Annotated in this window: 19 protein-coding genes and 1 pseudogene; 6 read left to right on the top strand and 14 right to left on the bottom strand. The window is 69.7% G+C overall.

Annotated elements, in window-relative coordinates:
- Nucleotides 1-3: 3 nt before the first annotated feature.
- The 5 genes from ABZ824_RS09290 (at nt 4) to ABZ824_RS09270 (ending at nt 4,404) form a co-directional block, all read left to right on the top strand.
- Nucleotides 4-357 (top strand): DUF3263 domain-containing protein, encoded by a 354-nt coding sequence (locus tag ABZ824_RS09290; protein ID WP_356962756.1) that lies wholly within the window; start codon nt 4-6, stop codon nt 355-357.
- A 48-nt stretch (nt 358-405) separates the two neighbouring features.
- Nucleotides 406-963, top strand: a complete 558-nt coding sequence (locus ABZ824_RS09285) for a LytR C-terminal domain-containing protein (RefSeq protein WP_356962755.1) — start codon at nt 406-408, stop codon at nt 961-963.
- A gap of 162 nt (nt 964-1,125) precedes the next feature.
- Complete coding sequence (locus tag ABZ824_RS09280) at nt 1,126-1,812, top strand: superoxide dismutase family protein (protein WP_356962753.1); 687 nt, start codon at nt 1,126-1,128, stop codon at nt 1,810-1,812.
- A gap of 11 nt (nt 1,813-1,823) precedes the next feature.
- The gene (locus ABZ824_RS09275) at nt 1,824-2,969 is read left to right on the top strand and encodes a glutamate--cysteine ligase (RefSeq protein ID WP_355071663.1); all 1,146 of its coding nucleotides are present in this window, start codon (nt 1,824-1,826) and stop codon (nt 2,967-2,969) included.
- Nucleotides 2,970-3,045: 76 nt separating this feature from the next.
- Nucleotides 3,046-4,404 carry a DUF5933 domain-containing protein gene (locus tag ABZ824_RS09270; RefSeq protein ID WP_356962751.1) on the top strand — a complete coding sequence of 453 codons (1,359 nt, stop codon included), beginning with the start codon at nt 3,046-3,048 and terminating at the stop codon, nt 4,402-4,404.
- 14 nt (nt 4,405-4,418) lie between these two features.
- On the opposite strand, the gene mnhG is transcribed toward ABZ824_RS09270, so the two are convergent.
- The 13 genes and pseudogenes from mnhG to ABZ824_RS09205 all read right to left on the bottom strand — a co-directional run bounded on the left by mnhG (nt 4,419) and on the right by ABZ824_RS09205 (nt 18,622).
- A complete protein-coding gene (gene mnhG, locus ABZ824_RS09265) occupies nt 4,419-4,754 on the bottom strand; it encodes a monovalent cation/H(+) antiporter subunit G (RefSeq protein ID WP_355071667.1) in 336 nt (111 codons plus the stop codon).
- On the bottom strand, nt 4,751-5,011 hold the full coding sequence (locus ABZ824_RS09260) for a monovalent cation/H+ antiporter complex subunit F (RefSeq protein WP_356962749.1): 261 nt from the start codon (nt 5,009-5,011) through the stop codon (nt 4,751-4,753). The genes mnhG and ABZ824_RS09260 overlap by 4 nt, the downstream gene beginning before the upstream one ends.
- The gene (locus tag ABZ824_RS09255) at nt 5,008-5,574 is read right to left on the bottom strand and encodes a Na+/H+ antiporter subunit E (protein ID WP_356962747.1); all 567 of its coding nucleotides are present in this window, start codon (nt 5,572-5,574) and stop codon (nt 5,008-5,010) included. The genes ABZ824_RS09260 and ABZ824_RS09255 overlap by 4 nt, the downstream gene beginning before the upstream one ends.
- Nucleotides 5,571-7,175 carry a Na+/H+ antiporter subunit D gene (locus ABZ824_RS09250; RefSeq protein WP_356962745.1) on the bottom strand — a complete coding sequence of 535 codons (1,605 nt, stop codon included), beginning with the start codon at nt 7,173-7,175 and terminating at the stop codon, nt 5,571-5,573. The genes ABZ824_RS09255 and ABZ824_RS09250 overlap by 4 nt, the downstream gene beginning before the upstream one ends.
- Nucleotides 7,172-7,549 carry a Na(+)/H(+) antiporter subunit C gene (locus ABZ824_RS09245; RefSeq protein ID WP_355071672.1) on the bottom strand — a complete coding sequence of 126 codons (378 nt, stop codon included), beginning with the start codon at nt 7,547-7,549 and terminating at the stop codon, nt 7,172-7,174. Before ABZ824_RS09245 ends, ABZ824_RS09250 begins: the two co-directional genes overlap by 4 nt.
- Nucleotides 7,546-10,448: pseudogene (locus ABZ824_RS09240) on the bottom strand (Na+/H+ antiporter subunit A). Before ABZ824_RS09240 ends, ABZ824_RS09245 begins: the two are co-directional and overlap by 4 nt.
- A gap of 110 nt (nt 10,449-10,558) precedes the next feature.
- Nucleotides 10,559-11,860, bottom strand: a complete 1,302-nt coding sequence (locus ABZ824_RS09235) for a hypothetical protein (protein ID WP_356962744.1) — start codon at nt 11,858-11,860, stop codon at nt 10,559-10,561.
- A gap of 131 nt (nt 11,861-11,991) precedes the next feature.
- Nucleotides 11,992-14,256, bottom strand: coding sequence for an AAA family ATPase (locus ABZ824_RS09230; RefSeq protein ID WP_356962743.1), 2,265 nt, complete (start codon nt 14,254-14,256; stop codon nt 11,992-11,994).
- Between the two features lie 75 nt (nt 14,257-14,331).
- Nucleotides 14,332-14,772, bottom strand: a complete 441-nt coding sequence (locus ABZ824_RS09225; protein WP_355071679.1) for a hypothetical protein — start codon at nt 14,770-14,772, stop codon at nt 14,332-14,334.
- Nucleotides 14,773-14,845: 73 nt separating this feature from the next.
- The gene (locus tag ABZ824_RS09220; RefSeq protein WP_356962741.1) at nt 14,846-15,199 is read right to left on the bottom strand and encodes a UBP-type zinc finger domain-containing protein; all 354 of its coding nucleotides are present in this window, start codon (nt 15,197-15,199) and stop codon (nt 14,846-14,848) included.
- Nucleotides 15,196-16,686, bottom strand: a complete 1,491-nt coding sequence (locus tag ABZ824_RS09215; protein ID WP_356962740.1) for an ATP-binding protein — start codon at nt 16,684-16,686, stop codon at nt 15,196-15,198. The genes ABZ824_RS09220 and ABZ824_RS09215 overlap by 4 nt, the downstream gene beginning before the upstream one ends.
- A gap of 14 nt (nt 16,687-16,700) precedes the next feature.
- Nucleotides 16,701-18,368: an FAD-dependent oxidoreductase gene (locus ABZ824_RS09210; protein ID WP_356962738.1), complete on the bottom strand. Its 1,668-nt coding sequence runs from the start codon at nt 18,366-18,368 to the stop codon at nt 16,701-16,703.
- 53 nt (nt 18,369-18,421) lie between these two features.
- The gene (locus tag ABZ824_RS09205) at nt 18,422-18,622 is read right to left on the bottom strand and encodes a hypothetical protein (protein ID WP_355071685.1); all 201 of its coding nucleotides are present in this window, start codon (nt 18,620-18,622) and stop codon (nt 18,422-18,424) included.
- Between the two features lie 207 nt (nt 18,623-18,829).
- Between ABZ824_RS09205 and ABZ824_RS09200 the strand changes: the two genes are divergently transcribed.
- Complete coding sequence (locus ABZ824_RS09200) at nt 18,830-19,285, top strand: SRPBCC family protein (protein ID WP_356962737.1); 456 nt, start codon at nt 18,830-18,832, stop codon at nt 19,283-19,285.
- A gap of 77 nt (nt 19,286-19,362) precedes the next feature.
- Here the strand turns inward: ABZ824_RS09200 and ABZ824_RS09195 are convergent, their stop codons facing one another.
- Complete coding sequence (locus tag ABZ824_RS09195; protein ID WP_355071688.1) at nt 19,363-20,391, bottom strand: beta-ketoacyl-ACP synthase III; 1,029 nt, start codon at nt 20,389-20,391, stop codon at nt 19,363-19,365.
- Nucleotides 20,392-20,491: the final 100 nt, after the last annotated feature.

The raw sequence follows: 20,491 nt of genomic DNA, 5'->3' as shown, positions 1-20,491 counted from the left end.
GAGATGGACGGCGCAGCGGCACGGAATCTTTCCGCGACCCACAACGGCCCTTCCGCGAGCGAAGATGGCACGACGGAGCACGCTTCGGCCGAACAGGCCGACGGTGACGGACTGAGCCGTCGCGAACTCGACATCCTGGCCTTCGAGCGGCAGTGGTGGAAGTACGCCGGGGCCAAGGAAGAGGCGATCCGCGAGCTGTTCGCCATGTCGCCGACCCGGTACTACCAGGTGCTGAACGCGGTGGTCGATCGGCAGGAGGCGCTGGCGGCCGACCCGATGCTGGTCAAGCGGCTGCGCAGGCTGCGAGCGAGCAGGCAGAAGGCGCGCGCGGCGCGGCGGCTCGGATTCCAGGTCTGACCCGGCGATGCGGACCCGGACCCGTCCCGTGCGACTAGGCTCGCGAAGGTGAGCTACCCGAACCCCACCTCCGGTGGGCCACCGTTGCGTGCCCTGGCGATGGTGCTGATCGCGTTGGCCATCGTCTTCGCCGGTCTCGGGGCGATGTCGCTGTCGAGTTCCGACGCCGACACCGACGCCTCGGGGACCAGCGCATCGCCGACCTCGAGCGCGAGCGCCGCGCCGCAGGTCCCGGCGAGCACCACCGCGCCCAAGGCGCCCACCTCGTCCACCGCGGTGGCGACCGTGACGCCGACCAGTGCCGCCGCGTCGACCACCACCACGGCGGCGCGTTCGGTCCCGGTGCGCGTGCTCAACAACAGCATGGTGGCCGGACTCGCGGCTAAAACGGCAGGCCAGCTCGAGGCGAGCGGCTGGACGATCGCGGAAACGGGCAACTACCCGGGCTCGAACATCGCCAAAACCACGGTGTACTACGGCGATTCGTCCGGCGACAAGGAGGCCGCGCAGGCCATCGCGGACCAGCTCGGCGCGTCGGTGGCACCGAAGTCGAGTGCGATCGGGGATACCGCGCCGGGTGTAACGGTGATCGTCACGGGTAACTGACCCATATGTGGCCGCTGGTCGCACGCCCGGACCAGCGAACACGCGTGAGGGCGCGCCGCCCTGTCGGGGGCACGGCGGGACGGCGTGGCATCATCTTGTCCGGTAACGAACGTGTCCACCCGCCCTTACTCGTAAACTCGGTACTCGTAAAGGAGTTCCCCGATGGCCCCGTCCACAACTCGACGCCCGTCCTGGCGGACTGTGACCCCGGTGCTCGCGGTCGCGGTCTTCGGCCTCGCCGCATGCTCGAACAGCCAGGAGTCGAGTGACGTCCAGGGAACGACCCCGCCGGTGTGGAGCGGGTCGCCCGCTCCGGCCGGGCAGTCGAGCACCGAGCACGGTGGCTCGCCGAACGCCGAGCAGGGCGTGAACGTGCAGCTGAAGGACCCCTCGGGCGCCTCGGTCGGCACCGCGAACTTCGCCAAGGACGGCAACCACCTGCAGCTCACCGTCGAGGCGCACGGCCTGCGCTCCGGCTTCCACGGCCTGCACGTGCACCAGGTCGGCAAGTGCGAGCCGAACTCCGTCGCGCCGACCGGCGGCCCGGCGGGCGACTTCCTGTCCGCCGGTGGTCACCTGCAGGTCGGCAGCGCCAACGCGCATCCGGCCAGCGGCGATCTGACCTCGCTCGAGGTGCGCGGCGACGGCGTCGCCAAGCTGATCACCACCACCGACGCGGTGACGCTGGACGACGTGAAGGGCAAGGCCCTCATCATCCACGCCGACGCCGACAACTTCGGCAACATTCCCAACCGTTACTCCCGTGCCGATGGCGTCGCGGGTCCCGATGAGACGACCCTAGCGACGGGCGACGCGGGCGGCCGTGTCGCTTGTGGCGTGATCCAATAGCGCGGTGGCATATGGCCGGGGCAGGAATCGAACACGTTCCCTTCGATGGTTCGCCCCGGCCCACCATCGGGGTCGAATGGGAGATCGCCTTGGTCGACAAGGTGACCCGCGACCTGTCGAATACCGCCGCGGCGGTATTCGATTCACTCGGTGAGCTCCGTGCCCACGACGGCACACCCCAGGTCACCAAGGAATTGCTGCGCAACACCGTCGAACTCGTCACCGGGGTGCACGAGACCGTCGGCGCGGCGGTGGAGGACCTCACCGGCACGATGAACACGGTGCGCCGTGCGGCCGAGCAGCTCGGTGTCGACTTGTTCTGCGCGGGCACCCATCCGTTCGCGCAATGGTCGGCCCAGCAGCTGACCCGATCGGAGCACTACGACGAGCTGATCGAGCGCACCCAGTGGTGGGGTCGCCAGATGATGATCTGGGGCGTGCACGTGCACGTCGGAGTCTCCCACCGCGACAAGGTTTTTCCGATCCTCAACTCGTTGCTGCTGTCGTATCCGCATCTGCTCGCGCTGTCGGCGGGCTCGCCGATGTGGTCGGGATCGGACACCGGCTACGCGAGCAACCGGACGCTCATGTTCCAGCAGTTGCCGACCGCGGGCCTGCCGTTCCAGTTCGAGAACTGGACCCAGTTCGAGCATTTCGTGCACGATCAGATCAAGACCGGTGTCTTCACGCAGCTCGGGGGCATGCACTGGGACATCCGCCCGGCGCCGAAGTGGGGCACCATCGAGGTCCGGGTGTGCGACGGGATCTCCACGCGCGCCGAGCTCGCCGCGATGGCCGCGCTCATCCATTGCCTGATCGTCGACCTCGACCGCCGCGTCGAGAACGGCGAGGAACTGCCCACCCTGCCGCCGTGGCACGTGCAGGAGAACAAGTGGCGCGCCGCACGTTACGGGCTGGATGCGATCATCATCACCGACGCCGACAGCAACGAGCGGTTGGTCACCGACGACCTGGCGGATCTGCTGAACCGGCTGGAGCCGACGGCGGCGCGGCTGGGCTGCGCCGACGAACTCGCCCTGGTCGCCGAGATCCCCAAGCGGGGAGCCTCTTACCAGCGGCAGCGCCGGGTTGCCGCAGCGTCGCAGGGAGATCTGGTCGCGGTGGTGGACGCGCTGGTCGAGGAGCTGAAACAGTAGCGATCGGCCGCGTATAGGTCGGTTGCTGTTCAGCTGGCCAGGGGGATGACGTTCACCCCACGTTTACTATGGTCGGATGCTTGTCGAATACCCGGGTTCCAGAGCAGGAAGCGCGGTCTCGCGCCGTCGCGTACCGCGGACTCGGATCCGGGTCGTCGCGGCGGTGGCCGCGGTGCCGGTCCTGCTGCTCGTGTTGCAGGGCGTAGCCATCTGGCAGGGATTCGAAGGCCCCCTGGAGAGCTTGGGGCGGGATTACATCGGCACACCGAAATCGATGTCGGTGCCGTGGGCCGGACTGGTCCTCGCGCTGGTGGGCATTTCCGCCCGTCGCAGGCTGGTCGCGGTGGGTGTCGCGGCTGCCATCGATGTGGCGTGGGCCGGTGTCCGCTTGCTGGCGGGAGAGCCGTTCGCGATCGGGAACGGCCCCGTGATCGTGCTGACCGGCTTGGCGCTGGTGGCCTGGCTGCGCTGGTCCGGAACCGAACGGCGGGACGCGCTGCACGCCGCCGCGCTCGGCGCGCTGCTCGTCCTGGCCACCAAAGTCGGCGATGTCTGGTTGCACGTCACCGTGATCGGCAGACCGACCGTGCTCGACGAATACGTGATCCTGGCCGACCATGCGCTGGGCGATCCGTCGTGGGTGCTCGGGCGGGCGGTGGACACGCTCGGGCCGGTGGTCTACGCGGTGCTGCACTGGGTCTACATCGAGCTGCCCGTGGCGGCGATCGTCGTGGCCGTGTGGCAGCTGCGCCGAGTGGTGTCGTCGGGCCGGTGGCCATCGCATTACTTGGTGCGCACCTTCCTGGTGCTCGGCTTGATCGGCCCCTTGGTGTACGTCCTCTTCCCGGTGGTCGGTCCGATGTTCGCGTACGGCCCGGACGGCAACGGGCTGCAATTGGGCAACTACTGGCCGGGGGTGGTGCCGCCGATCGATCGCAACCCGCTGCCGCTGCCGTTCGACGCGGCGGTTCCACGCAACTGCATGCCCTCGATGCACACCGCCTGGGCGCTGTCGGTGTTCCTGCACACCCGCCGCGACGGCGACGGCGAGCCCGCTCCGCGCTGGCTGCGCTGGGGCGGCGCGTTCTGGCTGCTGGCCACCCTCACCGCCACCCTCGGCTTCGGCTACCACTACGGCGTCGACCTGGTCGCGGGCGCGGTGCTGTGCCTCACCGTCGAATCGGCGCTGCGCGCACCGGAGCGCGGCTGGGGATGGTTCCGGATCCGGTTGGTCGGCGCAGGCGCGGTCGTGCTGGCCACGCTGCTGCTGTCCTACCGGTACCTCGCCGTGCCGATGGCCGAGTATCCGGTGCTTGCGGGCACGGTCGTGCTGGGACTGCTGGCCGGACTGGCCGCGGCGTTCCACGCGACGTGGTTCGCGACCGCGCGGCAGCCGGAGCAGGCCGTCCGCGAGGTCGAGCCCGTCGCGCGCTGAGGCCGGTCACGCGGCTAATCGACGTCGTCGTCGCGCATCTCGTTGACGCGCAACAGGCCGTCGCGGTGGCGCTGCTCGCGGTAGGCGGTGCGGCCGATCAGGTGGGCGATCACCGGGGCGGTCAGCAGGGTGAACAGCCCGACCAGCACCAGCGCCCAGACGTTGCCGTGTCCGCCCAGCTGGATCGCGGCGCCCGCCAGCACCAGGATCAGCCCGATGACCTGTGGCTTGGTGGCGGCGTGCATCCGGGTCAGCGTGTCGGGAAAGCGCACGATCCCGATCGCGGCCGTGAGCGCCAGCGTCGAGCCGAACAGGATCAGGGTGCCCGCGAGCACGTGCCAGAGGTTCATGTGTCGTCCCGCACTCGGAATCGGGACACCGCGGCCGAGCCGAGGAACCCGACCAGCGCCAGCGCGACGATCGCGGGCACCACGGTGGTGTCGGCGCTGTAGGCCGCCCAGACGGCCAGCCCGGAGGCGGCGATGGCGATCAGCGAGTCGATGCCGACCACCCGGTCCAGCGTGCTCGGCCCCATGACGACGCGATACGTGGTGATCAGTGCCGCCGCGGTCAGGATGACGGCGGCGAGGACGGCGACGACGGTCACGATGTCACCTCCGGGGGAGAGGACGGCCGGGAGTACGGCCATCCGGTCGGGCGTTCGAACGTTTCGATCAGCAGGCGTTCCAGCCGCCGGGTGGTCCGGAAGAACTTGTCCACCGCCGCATCGCTGCCGACATCGAGAACGTGCACGTAGACGACGCAGCGCCTGCGGTCGATCTCCAGCACCATGGTGCCGGGGATCAGGTTGAGCAGGTCGGCCCACAGCACCAGCACCAGATCCGATCTCGTGCCGGAGTACACGCGCAACACGCCGGACACCGGGGTCTGCTTGGGGCGGATCGCGAGCCAGGCGACCTGAAGACTCGACTCCAGCGCGTAATACGCGCTCGCCACGATCAGCTCGGGCAGGGGAAACGGGTTCAGCCGCCCGGACACCGGCACGCGCGGCAGCGGCAGCGCCACCATGATCAGCGCGGCGACCGCCAGCCCGCCCAGTACATTCGCGATGCTCAGATCGCCCCACAGGGCCAGCCAGACCACGGTGAGCCATACGAGGATGCCGACGCGGACGGTCGTGTCGCGCACCGGGCCCCGCTCGGCGCTCATCGTGGGCTTCCCGGCGATTCGCCCAGCACCGCACCGATGTACACGCCGGGATCGCGCAGGTCCACCGCGGCGCGGTCGGCGATCATGAGGATCGGCCCGGCCAGCACCGTCAGGCACAGCCCCACCGTCACCAGGGCCGCGGTGGACAGCACCATCAGTGGCGGCATGCGGCCGGGATCGGTGCGCTCGTCGTAGTGCACGTCGGTCGCTTCCTCGATCAGCGTCGGCGGCCTGGCCGCGGTGAGATGGCCCTCCGGCGCGTCCTCGCGGGGCCGCCAGAACGCTTTGCTCCATACCCTGGCGACGGTGTAGAGCGTGAGCAGGCTGGTGAGCACGGCGCCGCCGACCAGCACCCAGGCCAGCACGCTGCCGCGTTCGGCGCCGGCCCGCAACAGCGCGACCTTGCCGATGAACCCGGAGAACGGCGGTATCCCACCGAGATTCAGCGCCGGGACGAGGAACAGCACGGCCAGCAGCGGGCTGGCCGCGGCGAGCCCGCCCAGCCTGCGCAGCGAGGTGGATCCGGCTTGCCGCTCGATCAGTCCCGCCACGAGGAACAGCGTGGTCTGCACCAGAATGTGGTGCGCCACGTAGAACACCGCGCCCGACAGCCCGGCCGCGTTGGCGAGGCCGACGCCGAACACCATGTAGCCGATGTGACTGACCAGCGTGAACGACAGCAAACGGCGGATGTCGCTCTGCGCGATGGCGCCGAGGATGCCGATGAGCATGGTGAGCAGGCCCGCCACCAGCAGCACCGAGTCGAAGCCGCCGTCGGGGAACAGCAGCGAGTGGGTCCGGATGATCGCGTACACGCCGACTTTGGTGAGCAGACCGGCGAACACGGCGGTGACCGGAGCCGGGGCGGTCGGATAGGAGTCGGGCAGCCAGTTCGACAGCGGGAAGACGGCCGCCTTGATGCCGAACGCCACCAGCAGCACTGCGAAGATCGCCGTGCGCGTGCCCTCCGGCACGGCGCCGAACCGGACCGCGAGCTGGGCGAGATTCAGCGTTCCGGTGGCCGCGTAGGTGAGCCCGATGCCGGCGAGGAAGATCAGCGACGAGACCGACGAGACCATCACGTAGGCCACGCCCGCGCGGATGCGTTCGGTGGTCGCGCCCACGGTGAGCAGCACGAACGACGCCGCGAGCAGGATCTCGAAGCCGACGAAGAGGTTGAACAGGTCACCGGCGAGGAACGCGGCCGAAACACCGGCGGTGAGCACCAGATACGTGGGCCGGTAGATCGAGGTGGGCTGCCGCTCGTCGCCGTCGCGGATGTTCTGGCCCGCGCCGTAGAGGTTGACCGACAGCAGCACGATGGACGAGACCAGCAGCATCGCCGCCGACAGCCGGTCCACCACCAGCGTGATGCCGATCGGCGCTGCCCAGTCGCCCACCTGCAACGCGGTGGTGCCGTCCCGGTCGACCAGGAACAGCAGCAACCCGCAGATCACCACGACAGCGGTGAGCGCCCCGACGCTGACCGCGCTCTGGATGCGCGGCCTGCGCCCGAACACTAGCGTGGCCGCAGCGCCGAGCAGGGGGACGAGCACCGGCAGCGAGGTGAGGACCGGCAGCAGGCCGGGTGAAAGGCTCACGTCTCCGGGTCCTCTCCGATACGACGCCGGGCGACATCCACGTCCTCTTGGTCGTTGGCGACGTCGTCGCTGGTGGTGAGCATGTAGGCGCGGTAGGCGAGGGCGAGCACGAATGCCGCGATGCCCATGGTGATCACGATGGCGGTGAGCACCATCGCCTGGGCGAGCGGGTCGGCCATCTCCTCGGTGTCGGCCGTGCCGCGGATGGGCGGTTTGCCGCGACCGCCGCCCGCGGTGAGGATCAGCAGGTTCACCGCGTTGCCGAACAGGATCAGCCCGAGCAGCATCTTCGAAACGGCGCGTTCCAGGAGCAGGTATACCCCGCACGCGACGAGGATGCCGATCACCACCAGCAGGGTCAGATTCGCGGTCACGTCGCGGAACCTCCGTTCGCCGATGGGGTCTCGGCGTCGGCCAGCTCGCTGTCCAGGCGCGCGCCGAGACTGCGCAGCACGTCCAGCACCAGGCCGACCACGATGAGGTAGACGCCGAGATCGAACAGCAGCGCGGTGACCACCTTGACGTGCCCGATCACCGGCAGCGAAACCTCGATGATCGCCGAGGACAGCGGCGGCGCGCCGAGCAGCAGCGACGAGACGGCAGTGCCCGCGGCCAAGGTGAGGCCGGCGCCGAGGATGTGGCCCGCGTCGACGGGCAGTGCCTCACCCAATTCGTAGCGGCCGCCCGCGAGGTACCGCAGGGTCAGCGCGAGCCCAGCGGTGAGCCCGCCCGCGAACCCGCCGCCGGGCGCGTTGTGGCCGGAGAAGAAGAAGTAGACCGACAGCACCATGATGGTCGGGAACACCAGCCGCGTGGTGATCTGCAGGACCATCGAGCGTTCGGCCCGGGCCACCAATCGGCCCGCGGGCAGCCAGCTGACCAGCTCCGGATCGTAGTCGGGGGAGTCCGTCGCGCGCGGCGCGCTGCCGAAACGCCTGCTGCGGAACACCAAAGAGGCCACCCCGGTCGCGGCGACGACGAGCACCGAGATCTCACCGAGGGTGTCCCACGCCCGCAGGTCGACGAGCAGGACGTTGACGGCGTTCTTCCCCCCGCCGAATTCGTAGGCGGCATCGGGAATTTTGAGCCAGATGGGTTCGGCGGTGCGGGCCGCCACGGCGAACCCGGCCAGGACCGCGACCACTGTCCCGGTCCCGACGGCCAGGACCGCTCTGCGCAGCTTGAACGCGGCCGTCCGGCTCGGCTCGATCGTCGCGGGAAAAGCGCGCAGCACCAGCACGAAGATGACCAGCGTGAGCGTCTCCACCAGGAATTGGGTCAGCGCGAGGTCGGGCGCGCCGTGCAGCGCGAAGATCACGCCGCTGCCGTATCCGGTCACCCCGACGACCAGCACGCTCGCGAGCCGGTTGCGCAGCACCGTCGCGGCGAGCGCGCTCACCGCCATGATCGCGCCGATGGCCGCTTGCAGCGGCGAGTCCCACAACCGCAGCGTGACTCCGGTGCGGGTGCCGAGGGCGAGCAGGACGGTCGGCAGGACGATGAGCGTGACCAGGATCGCGGCTTGGCTCAGCGGCAGCGACCCGCGCTGCACCGCGCCGGTCATCCGCAGCGAGAGGGTGTCCATCGCGCGCAGCGTGGCGTCGTAGGCGCGGTCGGCGTTGCCGAGGCGCGGGTGCGCCGATTCGGCGAAGCGGTCGCGCAGCCGCCACAACACGACGCCGACCGCGACGATCAGCAGTGTCGACGCGAGCGCGGCATCGAAACCGTGCCACAGCGCCAGATGCGAAAACGGAACGGCGGCCAGCGTTTCGGCGTAGGGGCGCAATCGTGCGTCGAGCCAGGACGGGGCGAGACCGGCCGCGAGGCTCGCGACGGCGAGGATCACCGGTGCCGCGAGGAACAGAGCACCCGGCGGATGCCAGCGGAGACGACGCTCGGCTTCCGGCTGATCTTCGGCGACGGGTACTTCGCTCGGGTGGTGGGCGACGGTCGTGGCGCCTGCCGCGGGTTCCGGCTCGCGGTCCTTGTCCGCGAAAGCGCCCCAGACGAACCTGATGCTGTAGCCGACGGTCAGCATCGACCCGAGCAGCACTCCGGTGAACACCGCGCCGCGTACGGGCGCGGTGAGCACGTCCGCGTCCAGTACGGCGTTCAGCGCGCTTTCTTTGCCGACGAAGCCGAGCAGCGGCGGTATGCCCGCCATGCTGAGCGCGGCCAGGACCGCGGTGGCGCACAGCACGGGAGCCCGGCGGCCGAGCCCGGACAAGCGGCGCAGATCGCGCGTGCCCGCACCGTGGTCGATGATCCCGACCACCAGGAACAGGCACGCCTTGAACAGCGCGTGCGCGACGACCAGCGCGACTCCGGCCAGCGCGGCATCGGGTGTGCCGATGCCGACCAGCACGATCAGGAATCCCAGCTGGCTCACCGTGCCGAAGGCCAGCACCAGTTCAGATCCACCACCTGGAGCGAGCGCAGCCCGGCCAGCAGCATCGAGGCGAGGCCGAGGGTCAGCACCAGCGGATGCCACACGGGGTTCTGCGCGAACGCCGGTGCCAGGCGCGCGATCAGGTACACGCCGGCTTTCACCATCGCCGCGGCATGCAGGTACGCGCTCACCGGGGTCGGTGCGGCCATCGCGCCGGGCAGCCAGAAATGCAAGGGCACTACGGCGGATTTGGTGAGCGCGCCCACCAGGATCAGGGCCACCGCGACATTCACCGCGGTCCCGCTCGGGTTGGTCCCGGATAGGAGATCCGACAGCAGATAGCTGCCGCTCACGGTGCCGAGCACGACGATGCCCGTCAGCATCGCCAGTCCGCCCGCTCCGGTCACCAGCAGCGCCTGGATCGCGGCCCTTCGGCTGGCCGCCTGCTCGGCGTTGTGACCGATCAGCAAGAACGACAGCACCGTTGTCGCTTCCCAGAACACATAGAGCAGGAGCATGTTGTCGCTGGTGACCAGCCCGAACATGGCGCCGGCGAACGCGACCAGCTCGGCGGCGAACACCCCGAGCCGCGGCTCGTCGTCCTCGAAGTACCGGGCGCAGTAGATCAGCACCAGCGCCCCGATGCCCAGTACGAGCGCGCACAATACCGCCGCGAGGGTGTCGAAGCGCAGATCGATGTTCAGGGCGATGCTCGGCGCCCAGGTCAGCCGAACTCGCTGCGGCTCGGACCAATTCGCGATCACCCAGGCGAAGCCGCCGAGCGGGACCACAGCCAGTAGAAAGAATGCGTTGCGCCCCAGTGCCCGCACCCACAGCGGAGCCACCAGGGCGGCCGCGGCATGAGCGAGCAGGATTGCGAGCAAACTTCACTCCGTCGGGTAGGGGCGGCGGGGTGTCCGGCACAAGCCTACGGAAAGCGTACTTTTTCCGTGGAAGGGCTGAGTATGGTGTCCGTCATCCGCCCGAACCGAAGCTATATGTCCGCTAATGATTCGCTCTCTGGTTGCCCATTTGGTTGCGGCCTGCTGCGTGGCCGTAATTTACGCAGCATGACGAGCCCGACGGCGCTGCCGATGACGATGGCGAGCGCGGTGCCGCCCGGGGTCGCGTCGTGCGCCGCCACGTCCTCGCGCCAGTCCTTGACGCGGTCAGGCATCACCGAGACCGCCGACGGCAGATACAGCGCGCTGAGCGCGAGTACGCCGCTGGGCGCGTAGTGCGGCCGCGCGGTGCCGCAGCAGTATCCCGCCGTCAACGCGATGACCCCGCTGATCACCGCGAACGCGACGGTGCTCGCGGACGTCGAGGTGACGAGGGCGAAGACCGTGATGCCCAGCAGCAGCAGGATGGCGAGGGCGGTCGATGGCATCCGGGCGCCGATGACGAGTCCGGCCGCGGTCAGCGCGATGAGCACCGGCGCGGTCCAGCCGGGCCGCACCGCGTAGCCGACCGCGTCGACCGCCGCGGTCAGGCTCACGGCCAGGTACACACCGGTGCCGTCGCGGCCGGGCAGCAGCATGGCGGCCGCGGTCGCGCTGACGATCGTCGCCGCGACGACGATGACGATCTCGACCACGTGACTCTCCCCCGGCAGTTTGCTGTACTGCCTGCCCAGCCATTCGGTGCCGGCCAGGACCACCAGCGCGAGCACCATGGCGGCGAGGATCGGCGTCACCGGCAGCGCGATCGCCATGTGCGGCTCCTTCGCGTCCTCGGTTCGCTTCCAGTTGTGCAAGGTGCTGATCATCAGCAGGATCAAGCTCACGCCGATCATCCAGCGCGTCGGGGTCTCCAGAACCGCGTACGGATCCGCGTTGATGTTCAGCAGGCCGGCGAGATCGCCGAAGCCGAAGAAGCCGACGCCGCCCACCGCGAACGCCGCGGCGGGCAAGGGTCTGCGCAGCACCACCGCGCCGAGCCCGCCGAGCAGCACGGCGGCGCAGATCGAGTCGATGTAGTTCTGCGTGGTCAGTATCTCGGCCGTGGCCACGTGGCGTCCGGTGAAGTGGTTGATCAGCTGCGCCAGCGCGGCGGCGGTGGCCGTCGCCCACCCGGTCAGCGGTCGCGAGGTGGTGGCGACCAGCACGGCGACCGCCACGGCGGCGATCACGCCCAGTGCCGCGCTGCGCGGCACGCTGTTGAGCAGCCCGGCGATCCGGTACGACGTGGCTTGCCCCTGTGTGTTGACGGTGACCGGCAGGAACAGCGTCACGCCCGCGACCGCGGCTCCGGTGAAGGCCGTGGTCGCGTCGACAATGTCGCCGACCCTGCGCACGGTTGTCGAACATACCCGTGGTGGCGACGTGATCTTGTGATTGCCGACGATTCGCCCGAAAATGTCTCCAGTGCGAAAAAGGCAACAAGAGCCGGATTGCCGGAGATTGTCCGAAGCGGGTCGCCCGCGACCTACCCGCGGCTGTCGGCGTAGCGGCGCAGTGTGTCGATCTGCGACGGATCCAGCGAGGGCCGCACCACCGTCTTGGCGGCCAGCACATCGGCGGCGGTGACGTCGGCCGCGTGTACGTCCCGGCGCATCGCCGCGAGCGCGGACTCGCGCAGCAGCGCGGCACAGTCGGCGGCGGAGTAGCCGTCCAGTTCCTCCGCGAGCGCGTCGAGGTCGACATCGTCGGCCAGCGGCACCGCGCGGCCCGCGGTGCGCAGGATCTCCCGGCGGGCGGCGGCGTCCGGCGGCGGCACGAACACCAGCCGTTCGAGCCTGCCCGGGCGCAGCAGCGCCGGATCGATCAGCTCCGGCCGGTTGGTCGCGCCCAGCACCACCACGTCGCGCAGCGGCTCCACGCCGTCGAGTTCGGTGAGCAGTGCCGCGACCACCCGATCGCCCACGCCCGCGTCGGCGCTCTGGCCGCGGCGCGGGGCCAGCGCGTCCACCTCATCGAGGAAGATCAGCGAGGGTGCGGAATCCCGCGCCCGCTGGAACAATTCGCGCACCGCGCGCTCCGACGAGCCGACCCACCGGTCCAGTAGTTCGGCGCCCTTGACCGCGTGCACGCTGAGCTGACCGGTACCGGCCAGCGCGCGCACCAGGAAGGTCTTGCCGCAGCCGGGCGGGCCGTAGAGCAGCACCCCGCGCGGCGGCTCGATGCCGAGGCGGGCGAAGGAGTCCGGGTGCTTCAGCGGCCACAGCACCGCCTCGGTGAGCGCCTGCTTGGTTTCCGCCATATCGCCGACGTCATCGAGGCTCAGGCTGCCGATGGCGAGTTCCTCCATGCCCGAGCGTGACAGCGGCCGGATGACCTCGAGCGCGCCGAGCAGGTCGGATTGGGTGAGTTGCGGCTCGCCGTGCTCTCTGGCCCGCGACGCCGCGCGCAACGCCGCCTCCCGGCACAGCGCCGCCAGATCGGACACCACGAATCCGGGTGTGCGCGAGGCGATCTCGTCGAGTTCCAGCTCCACGGTCGGCACCCGGCGCAGCAGGTACTCCAGCAGCGCCTTGCGCACGCCCGCGGTGGGCAACGGCAGCGCGAGTTCGCGATCGCACAGGTCGGGGGCGCGCAGGCGCTGGTCGACGCCTGCCGGGTGCGCGGTGGTCGCCAGGAACGCGACGCAGGGACCCGCGATCGCGGCGCGCAGCTGGTCGAGGATGAGTGTGGCGACGGGTTCGGGGTCGGCGGGCAGCAGCGCGTCGATGTCGGTGATCAGCAGGACGCCGCCCCTGCCGCAGCCGATATCGGCCACCGCCTCGGCGACCTCACGCAGTCGCGCACCGCTCTCGGCCGCGCCGATGCTGGGGCCGTCCAGCTCCACCAGTCGCCGCGATCCCGCGACCGCACGTGCCAGCGTGGCTTTGCCGACGCCGGCCGGGCCGGTGATCAGCACGCCGAGATGAGGTCGTGCGCCCAGCGTGCGCAACAGCTCGGGCTCGTCCAACGCCAGGCTGAGCCACTCCTCGAGCTTCGCGGCCTGGCTGCGCCCGCCCGCCAGGACTTCGACCGAGACGCTCTGCATGTCGACGGCCGCCGTGGCCCGGACCATCGCGGCGCCGTTGTTACCCGCGGCCGTGTCGAACGCGGCGGCTTCGGTGGCGGCCCGCGAGGCCTCGCCCACCGGGATCGGGGTTCCGGCCCAGGCCAGATCGGCGGCGTCCCGCGCGGCGACCGCGCCCGCGCCCCAGCTCACCGCGGTATTCGGTTGCACGCTCACCGGTCCGCGCGGATCGGTGCCGGTGACGGTGAGCAATTCCGTGGTCCAGGCGATGCCGAAGGTGCGCGACAGTGCCTGGGTGGCCGCCGTGGAGCTGATGTCGGGGCCGAGATCGCGCGGCAGCAGGGAGACGGCGTCACCGACGGTGACGACCTTCCCCAGCAGCGCCTGCCGCAGTGTCGCGGCCGGGATCGTGCGGGTGGCGTGCACCGAACCGCTCACCGTGATCTGTCTCGCGCCGTAGACGGTCGCGGGGGAGACCACAACCGTCGCATCCTCGCGCAGCCCGGCGTTGGACAGCGTGACGTCATCGAGCAGGGCTACCCCGGCGGGCGTGCCCTGGCGCGCGACGCCGACCACCGCGGCCGTGCGCCGGGAGCCGACCAGCATGATCCCGTCCCATTCCCGCAACCCCAGCGCGGTCAGCGCCTCCGGATGCAGCCGGACCACCCCGCGCCGGGCATCGGCGGCCGAAGGGTTCAGACGGGCGGTGAGTGCCAGTTCTGCCACTGTGCCATTCTGCCGCGCGGCCCCGCGTTCGGTCACGGTCCGCCGTCCGGGAATGGTGGACGACGACGCTTTCGGCTATTTCTTGACGAGTCCAGCGGCGGTCGCGACCGACTTGTCGGCGACGCTCGGCGCCAGGCACACCAGTTTGGCCGTGCCGAGCGCGACGTTCGGGCTGCCGTCGAACGGGCCGCCCGGGTTCTCCGCCAGGATCTGCTCGATCAGGACCTTCTCTTCGTCGGTGTCGAGCTTGCGGAACTCACCGCAGGTGGTGCTCGACGCCGGACCGAGCGCCGGGTCGCGCTGCTTCGTCGTGGCGGGGGCGTCCGTATCCGCCGGGCCGCTCGGCGTCGCGGTGCCGGGAGCGGTCGTCGTGCGGGCGGCCGAGGCGGCCGCGGTCGCGGTCACGGAGCCCTGGCGCAATCCGTTCGCGTCGGTGGACTCGTCCCCTCCGCCGCAGCCTGCCAGCAGGAAACCCACCGTCCCGGCGATCAGGACGATGGCGGAAGTTCGTTTCATACCGATGCTTTCCCGGGTGGATCGTGGCGCCGGAGGCCCCGGCGTCGGCAGCAGCGTACCGGTTCCGGCGGCATCAGTGGATGTGTGCCTGCCAATCCGCGGGAACCCGCTCGCGCGGGCCGGGGACGCCCTGATCGGCGGGATGACTGTGCGGTGGCGCCAATTCCGGTCCGCCGCTGAACATCTCTTCGGTTTCGAAGTTGTAGTACCAGTCCTCACCCGGCTCGAAGCTCTGGATGAACGGGTGACCGGTGCTCTTCGCGTGCGCGGTGGCGTGCTGCGCGGGGGAGGTGTCACAGCAGCCGATATGCCCGCACTGGGCGCACCGGCGCAGATGCACCCACCAGCCGGAGCGCTGCTCGCACTCCGCGCATCCCGGCCCACTGGGCGGTACCGCGGGATCGATGCCCGCGAGCTGCTCGGTCATGACTGCCCTTCCGTGTCGGCTCCGGCTCGATCCTGTTCTGGGCGGTGCAGCGGCAGCCAGACGGTGAACCTGGTGTCGCCCGGCTCCGAGTCCACCCTGATGTCGCCGTTGTGTTTCTTGACCACGATGCGGAACGAGATGTCCAGCCCCAGTCCGGTGCCCTCGCCCATCGGCTTGGTGGTGAAGAACGGCTCGAAGATCCGGTTGCGGGCCTCCGGCGCGATGCCAGGCCCGGTGTCGCCGATCTCCACGACCGCGCAGTCGTTCTCTTTCCTGGTGCGAATGGTCAGCGTGCCCTCACCGTTCATCGCGTACACCGCGTTGTCGATGAGATTGGTCCACACCTGGTTGAGTTCGGCCGCGTAGCACGGCACTTCCGGCAGCGTCCGGTCGTACTCCTTGACCACGTGCACGCCGTCGCCGATCTTGCGGCTGAGCATCACCAAGGTGCTGTCCAGCAGCTCGTGGATGTCGACCACCTGGAACGGGGCGCGGTCCATCTGCGAGTACTGCTTCGCGGCGCCGACCAGCGCGGAGATGCGCGTCGTCGAGTCGGCGATCTCGTTCATCAGCAGCTCGGTCTCGATGGTGTAGTTCAGCCAGCGGATGGCCCCTTGGAACACCTGCTCCGGCGAGCCGTCCAGGGTGGCGGCCACCCGCTCCAGCCAGTCGGTGTCGAACCCGGCCTGCACGAAGCTCGGCGCGAGGTTCCAGCCGTCGGTGATCCCGTGGTCCTCCAGCCATTCGCCGAGCACGTCCTCGCGATCGGCGGCTTCCAGCGGCGTCAGCTCCGGCGCCTTCGCGACCTGGGCGGCGGCCTCCTCCTGCAGGCGCACCAAGGAACCCAAGGACGTCGGATCGAACTTGCCCTCCGCCATCATGGCGAGCTTGTGCCGCATGCCCGCGACCCGCTCGCGCAGGCCCGCGGTGGCGCGCACCGCGGCGGCGGCCGGGTTGTTGAGCTCGTGGGTGAGGCCCGCCGACAGCGAACCGAGCGCGAGCAGTCGTTCGCGCTCACCGATGCGCGCGTTGGTGTTGCGGTTGCCGAAGAACACCCCTTCGAGCAGGTGCACGGCCATCGGGAACCACTCGTGCATCATCCGGGCGAAGATCTCGGCGTCCAGCACGAAGAACCGCGCCGGCCGCGTCACCTGCATCGTCCCGCTGTAGGTCTGGTCGACCTTGTCGCCGATGTAGGACATCCAAGCGCCCGCGTAGGCGCCGCGATGCTCGGTGCGTACCAATTCGATCTCCGCGCCGCCGGACTGCTTGCTGAGGATCAGCTCGCCATCCATCAGCACGTAGAAACAGGTGGCCGGTTCGCCTTCGCGGAAGACGACACCGGGTTCGATCGTCTCGATCCGGCCGTCGGCGCACAGCCATTCCAGCTGCTCGTCGTTCAGCTTCTCGAACAGGAACAGGGTGCGCAGCTCGGCGGGGTCGCACACCGACCTGCTGCTGCGGTCCGCGGTCTGGTTCGAAGTCATCTGCGGCCTCCTGGTTACGCGAGATAGCGGTGCACGAGCATGACGGCCATGGCGCCCTCGCCGACGGCGGAGGCGACGCGCTTGGCCGACTCCGCGTGCACGTCGCCCGCCACGAACACGCCGGGCACGCTGGTTTCGAGGTGATGCGGTGGCCGGGATAGCTCCCAGCCCGCGGGGCGCGCGCTCTCGACCATCAGGTCGGGCCCGGCGAGCACGTAACCTGCGTCGTCACGGATGACGACGCCGTCGAGCCAATCGGTCTGCGGCGCCGCGCCGATGAACAGGAACAGCCGCTCCGCGTCGGCCTTCTCCTCGGCGCCGGACTTGTTGTTGCGCAGCACGATCTGCTGCAGGTGATCGCCACCGTCGGCGGCGATCACCTCGGTGTTGGTGTGCACCTCGATGTTCGCGATCTGCGCGATCTGCTGGATGAGGTAGTGCGACATGGACTGTTCCAGCGAATCGGCCCGGACCACCAAGTGCACGGTGCGCGCGTTGCGGGACAGGAACACCGCGGCCTGACCGGCGGAGTTCGCCCCGCCGACGATGTAGACCTCGTGATCGGCGCACTCGGACGCTTCGGTCATCGCCGATCCGTAGTAGACGCCGCGCCCGGTGAAGTCGTCGACGCCCGGCGCCGGGTGGCGGCGGTAGTCGACGCCGGTCGCGATGATCACGGTGTGCGCGCACAGTCTGCCGCCGTCGGCGAACCGCACGGTGCGCGCGGACCCGTTCACCTCCAGCCCCACCACCTCGCGCGTGGTGATCACTTCGGCGCCGAATTTCGCCGCCTGCCGCCGGGCCCGGTCGGCCAGCTGCGCCCCGGACAAACCGTCGGGGAAGCCGAGATAGTTCTCGATGCGCGAACTCTGCCCCGCTTGGCCGCCGGTGGCGGTCCGCTCCACGAGCACGGTGCGCAGACCCTCGGACGCGCCGTAGACCGCCGCACCGAGACCGGCGGGACCGCCGCCCACCACGATCAGGTCGTAGAACTCGCCCGCCGGGTCGACGGTCAGGCCGACGTTCTGGGCCAGTTCGCTGTCGGTGGGCTGCACGAGCGCGTCGCCCGCGGAAGTGATCACCACCGGACAGCGCTCCGGGTCGGCGCCCGCCGCTTCCAGCAGGCGCGCGCCCTCGGGCTCGTCGGCCAGGTACCACCGGTAGGGGAGCTGGTTGCGGGCGAGGAATTCCCGCACCTGCGACGACCGCGGCGACCAGCGATTGCCGACCACCTTGGTCTCGGTGACGGGCCGATGCTCGCTGCTGCGCCAGGCGTCGAGCAGCCCGTCGAGCACGGGATAGAGCTTCTCCTCCGGCGGGTCCCACGGTTTGAGCAGATAGTGGTCGAGGTCGATGACGTTGATCGCGTCGATCGCGGCATTGGTGTCGGCGTAGGCGGTCAGCAGCACGCGGCGCGCGTAGGGGTGCAGGTCCATCGCCTGCTCGAGGAATTCGATACCGTCCATGCCCGGCATCCGATAGTCGGCGATCAACACGGCGACCGGCTGCCCGCGCAGCTTCATCTCACGCAGCGCGTCCAGGGCCTGCGGACCCGATTCCGCGCGCAGAATCCGGTAATCGGCGCCGTAGCGGCGGCGCAGGTCGCGGACGACCGCCCGGGAGACGCCCGGGTCGTCGTCGACGCTCAGGATGGCCGGTTTCGTGGCAGCGGGTGAAGTCACCTGTCGAGTATGGAGCCTCGCGGCGCGGTCTGTCGTGGGCGTTCGCCGAGGGCTCAGAGCCGATGGTGCAAGACGAAATCGAGCTCACGCGGGGTGAGCAGACGCTCCAGACGTTCTTCCTGCGCGGCCCCGCGAACACTACGTGGCGGAAAGACCGACGCGCCGTGCGCTTTTCGTCCGTCCACCGGCTCGATGGCGGGAAGCAGCGGAACCGGGTCCGCCGGTCGACGATGGAGCAGGGAGCGCAGTTTCACGGCCGATCACCTCACGTTGGACGCCGAAATGTTGGAGGCGGTGTCTGTGCTTCATGTATCTGTTATTGTGCGCCGATCATTACACCGGCCGGTGCGCGAGTAGCGAAAATGTGACGCAACTGTCGGCGCGTTTAAAATGTGCGCGACTCGTCACATCGCGTTCGGACGGATGGTCGTCGGTCCGTCGCTCGTATCTCGGAGGCAGCGTTGCCGAAAAATCTCGAAGCCAGCATCGACATCTCCGCGCCCCCGGAGCAGGTGTGGGCGGTGATCTCCGATCTGAAGCGGATGCGGGAGTTCAGTCCGCAGTGCGTGCGCATGGTGCCGCTCGGCTCGCTCGCGGCGGGCACCTGGACGTTGAACCTCAATCGCGACGGCAAGAAATTCTGGCCGACCACGTCCCGCATCGTGCGGTTCGAGCCGAACCAGGCGTTCGCGTTCCGGATCACCGAGAACCGGACGGTGTGGAGCTACACCTTGGAGCCGACCGAGTCCGGCACGCGGCTGATCGAGCGGCGGGACGTGCCCAACGGAACCACCTGGTTCTCCCGCAAGGCGATCGAGGCCGCGCTCGGCGGCGAGATCCCGTTCGAGGAGGCGTTGGTGCGCGGCATGAACGAGACGCTGGGCAAGGTCAAGGCGGCGGTCGAAGCCGGTGCCTGAGCGCGGGGCGCCGCGCGCGGTGCTCGCCGCGGCCGGTGCACGAGATGTCGTGACCCGGCCGCGGCGAGTGGGAGCGGTTACTTCCAGTTCGGCAGGTTCACGACCTGAGCGGCGTAGGACAGGCCCGCGCCGAACGCGATGAGCAGCGCCGTGTCGCCCGGCTTCGACTCACCCTTGCGCAGCAACGCCTCCATGGCCAGCGGGATCGAGGCGGCCGAGGTGTTGCCCGCCTCCTCGATGTCGTTGGCGAGCGCGCAGTGCTCGGGCAGCTTCAGCACCCTGGCCATGATCTCGATGATCCGGCCGTTGGCTTGGTGCGGGATCATCGCGTCCAGGTCCTCGGGAGACAGGCCCGCGCGGTCGATGGCGTCGCGGCACACCTTCTCCAGCGAGTGCGCGGCCCACCGGAACACCGCGGTGCCCTCCATGGCCAGATAGGGCCGCACCGCGTCCAGGCCCTTCTCGTCGATCTCGTGGAAGAACTCCATCCAGTCCTTGTCCTGCCGGATGGCGTGGTGCTGGGTGCCGTCCGAGCCCCACACGGTGGGGCCGATGCCCGGCTCGTCGGAGGGGCCGACGATCACCGCGCCCGCGCCGTCGGCGAAGAGGAAGGCGGTGGAACGGTCCTTCGGGTTGACCGTGTTCGTCAGCTTCTCCACGCCGATCACGAGGACGTGCGAAGCGGTGCCCGCCCGGACCAGATCCGACGCCAGCGCGATCGAGTGGCAAAAGCCCGCGCACCCGGCCGAGACGTCGAAGGCGGCGGAGCCGTTCATGCCGAGTTCGGTGGCGATGCGCGGGGCGGCGGCCGGCGTCAGCAACAGGTGGGTGGATGTAGCAACGATCACGCAATCGACTTGGTCGACCGCGATACCGGAGGATTCCAGCGCGCCGCGCGCGGCCGCGACGCTCATGCTCTGGATCGTCTCCGACTCGTCGGCGAACCGGCGGGTTCTGATTCCCGACCTGGTCCTGATCCACTCGTCGCTGGAGTTGATCGGGCCGGCCACCTCGTCGTTGGTGACCACTCGAGCAGGGCGGTAAACGCCGAGCCCGAGGATCGCCGTGTGCTCAGCGCCGGTGGTCTGGGCGATTCGAGCAGCCATCTGCGTCTCCTATGTACCTGCGGCGACGCCGCCGGGGGTGCCCCGAAGCATCGAAATCGGTCCCTCATCAGCCACTGTCCATTGGCGAACAGACATGAGG

This window comes from Nocardia sp. NPDC047038 (genome assembly GCF_040644075.1).
In the GTDB taxonomy this organism is placed as follows: domain Bacteria; phylum Actinomycetota; class Actinomycetes; order Mycobacteriales; family Mycobacteriaceae; genus Nocardia; species Nocardia sichangensis.
The sequence above is the reverse complement of the archived record's forward strand: the minus strand, read 5'-3'. Positions and strand labels throughout refer to the sequence as shown.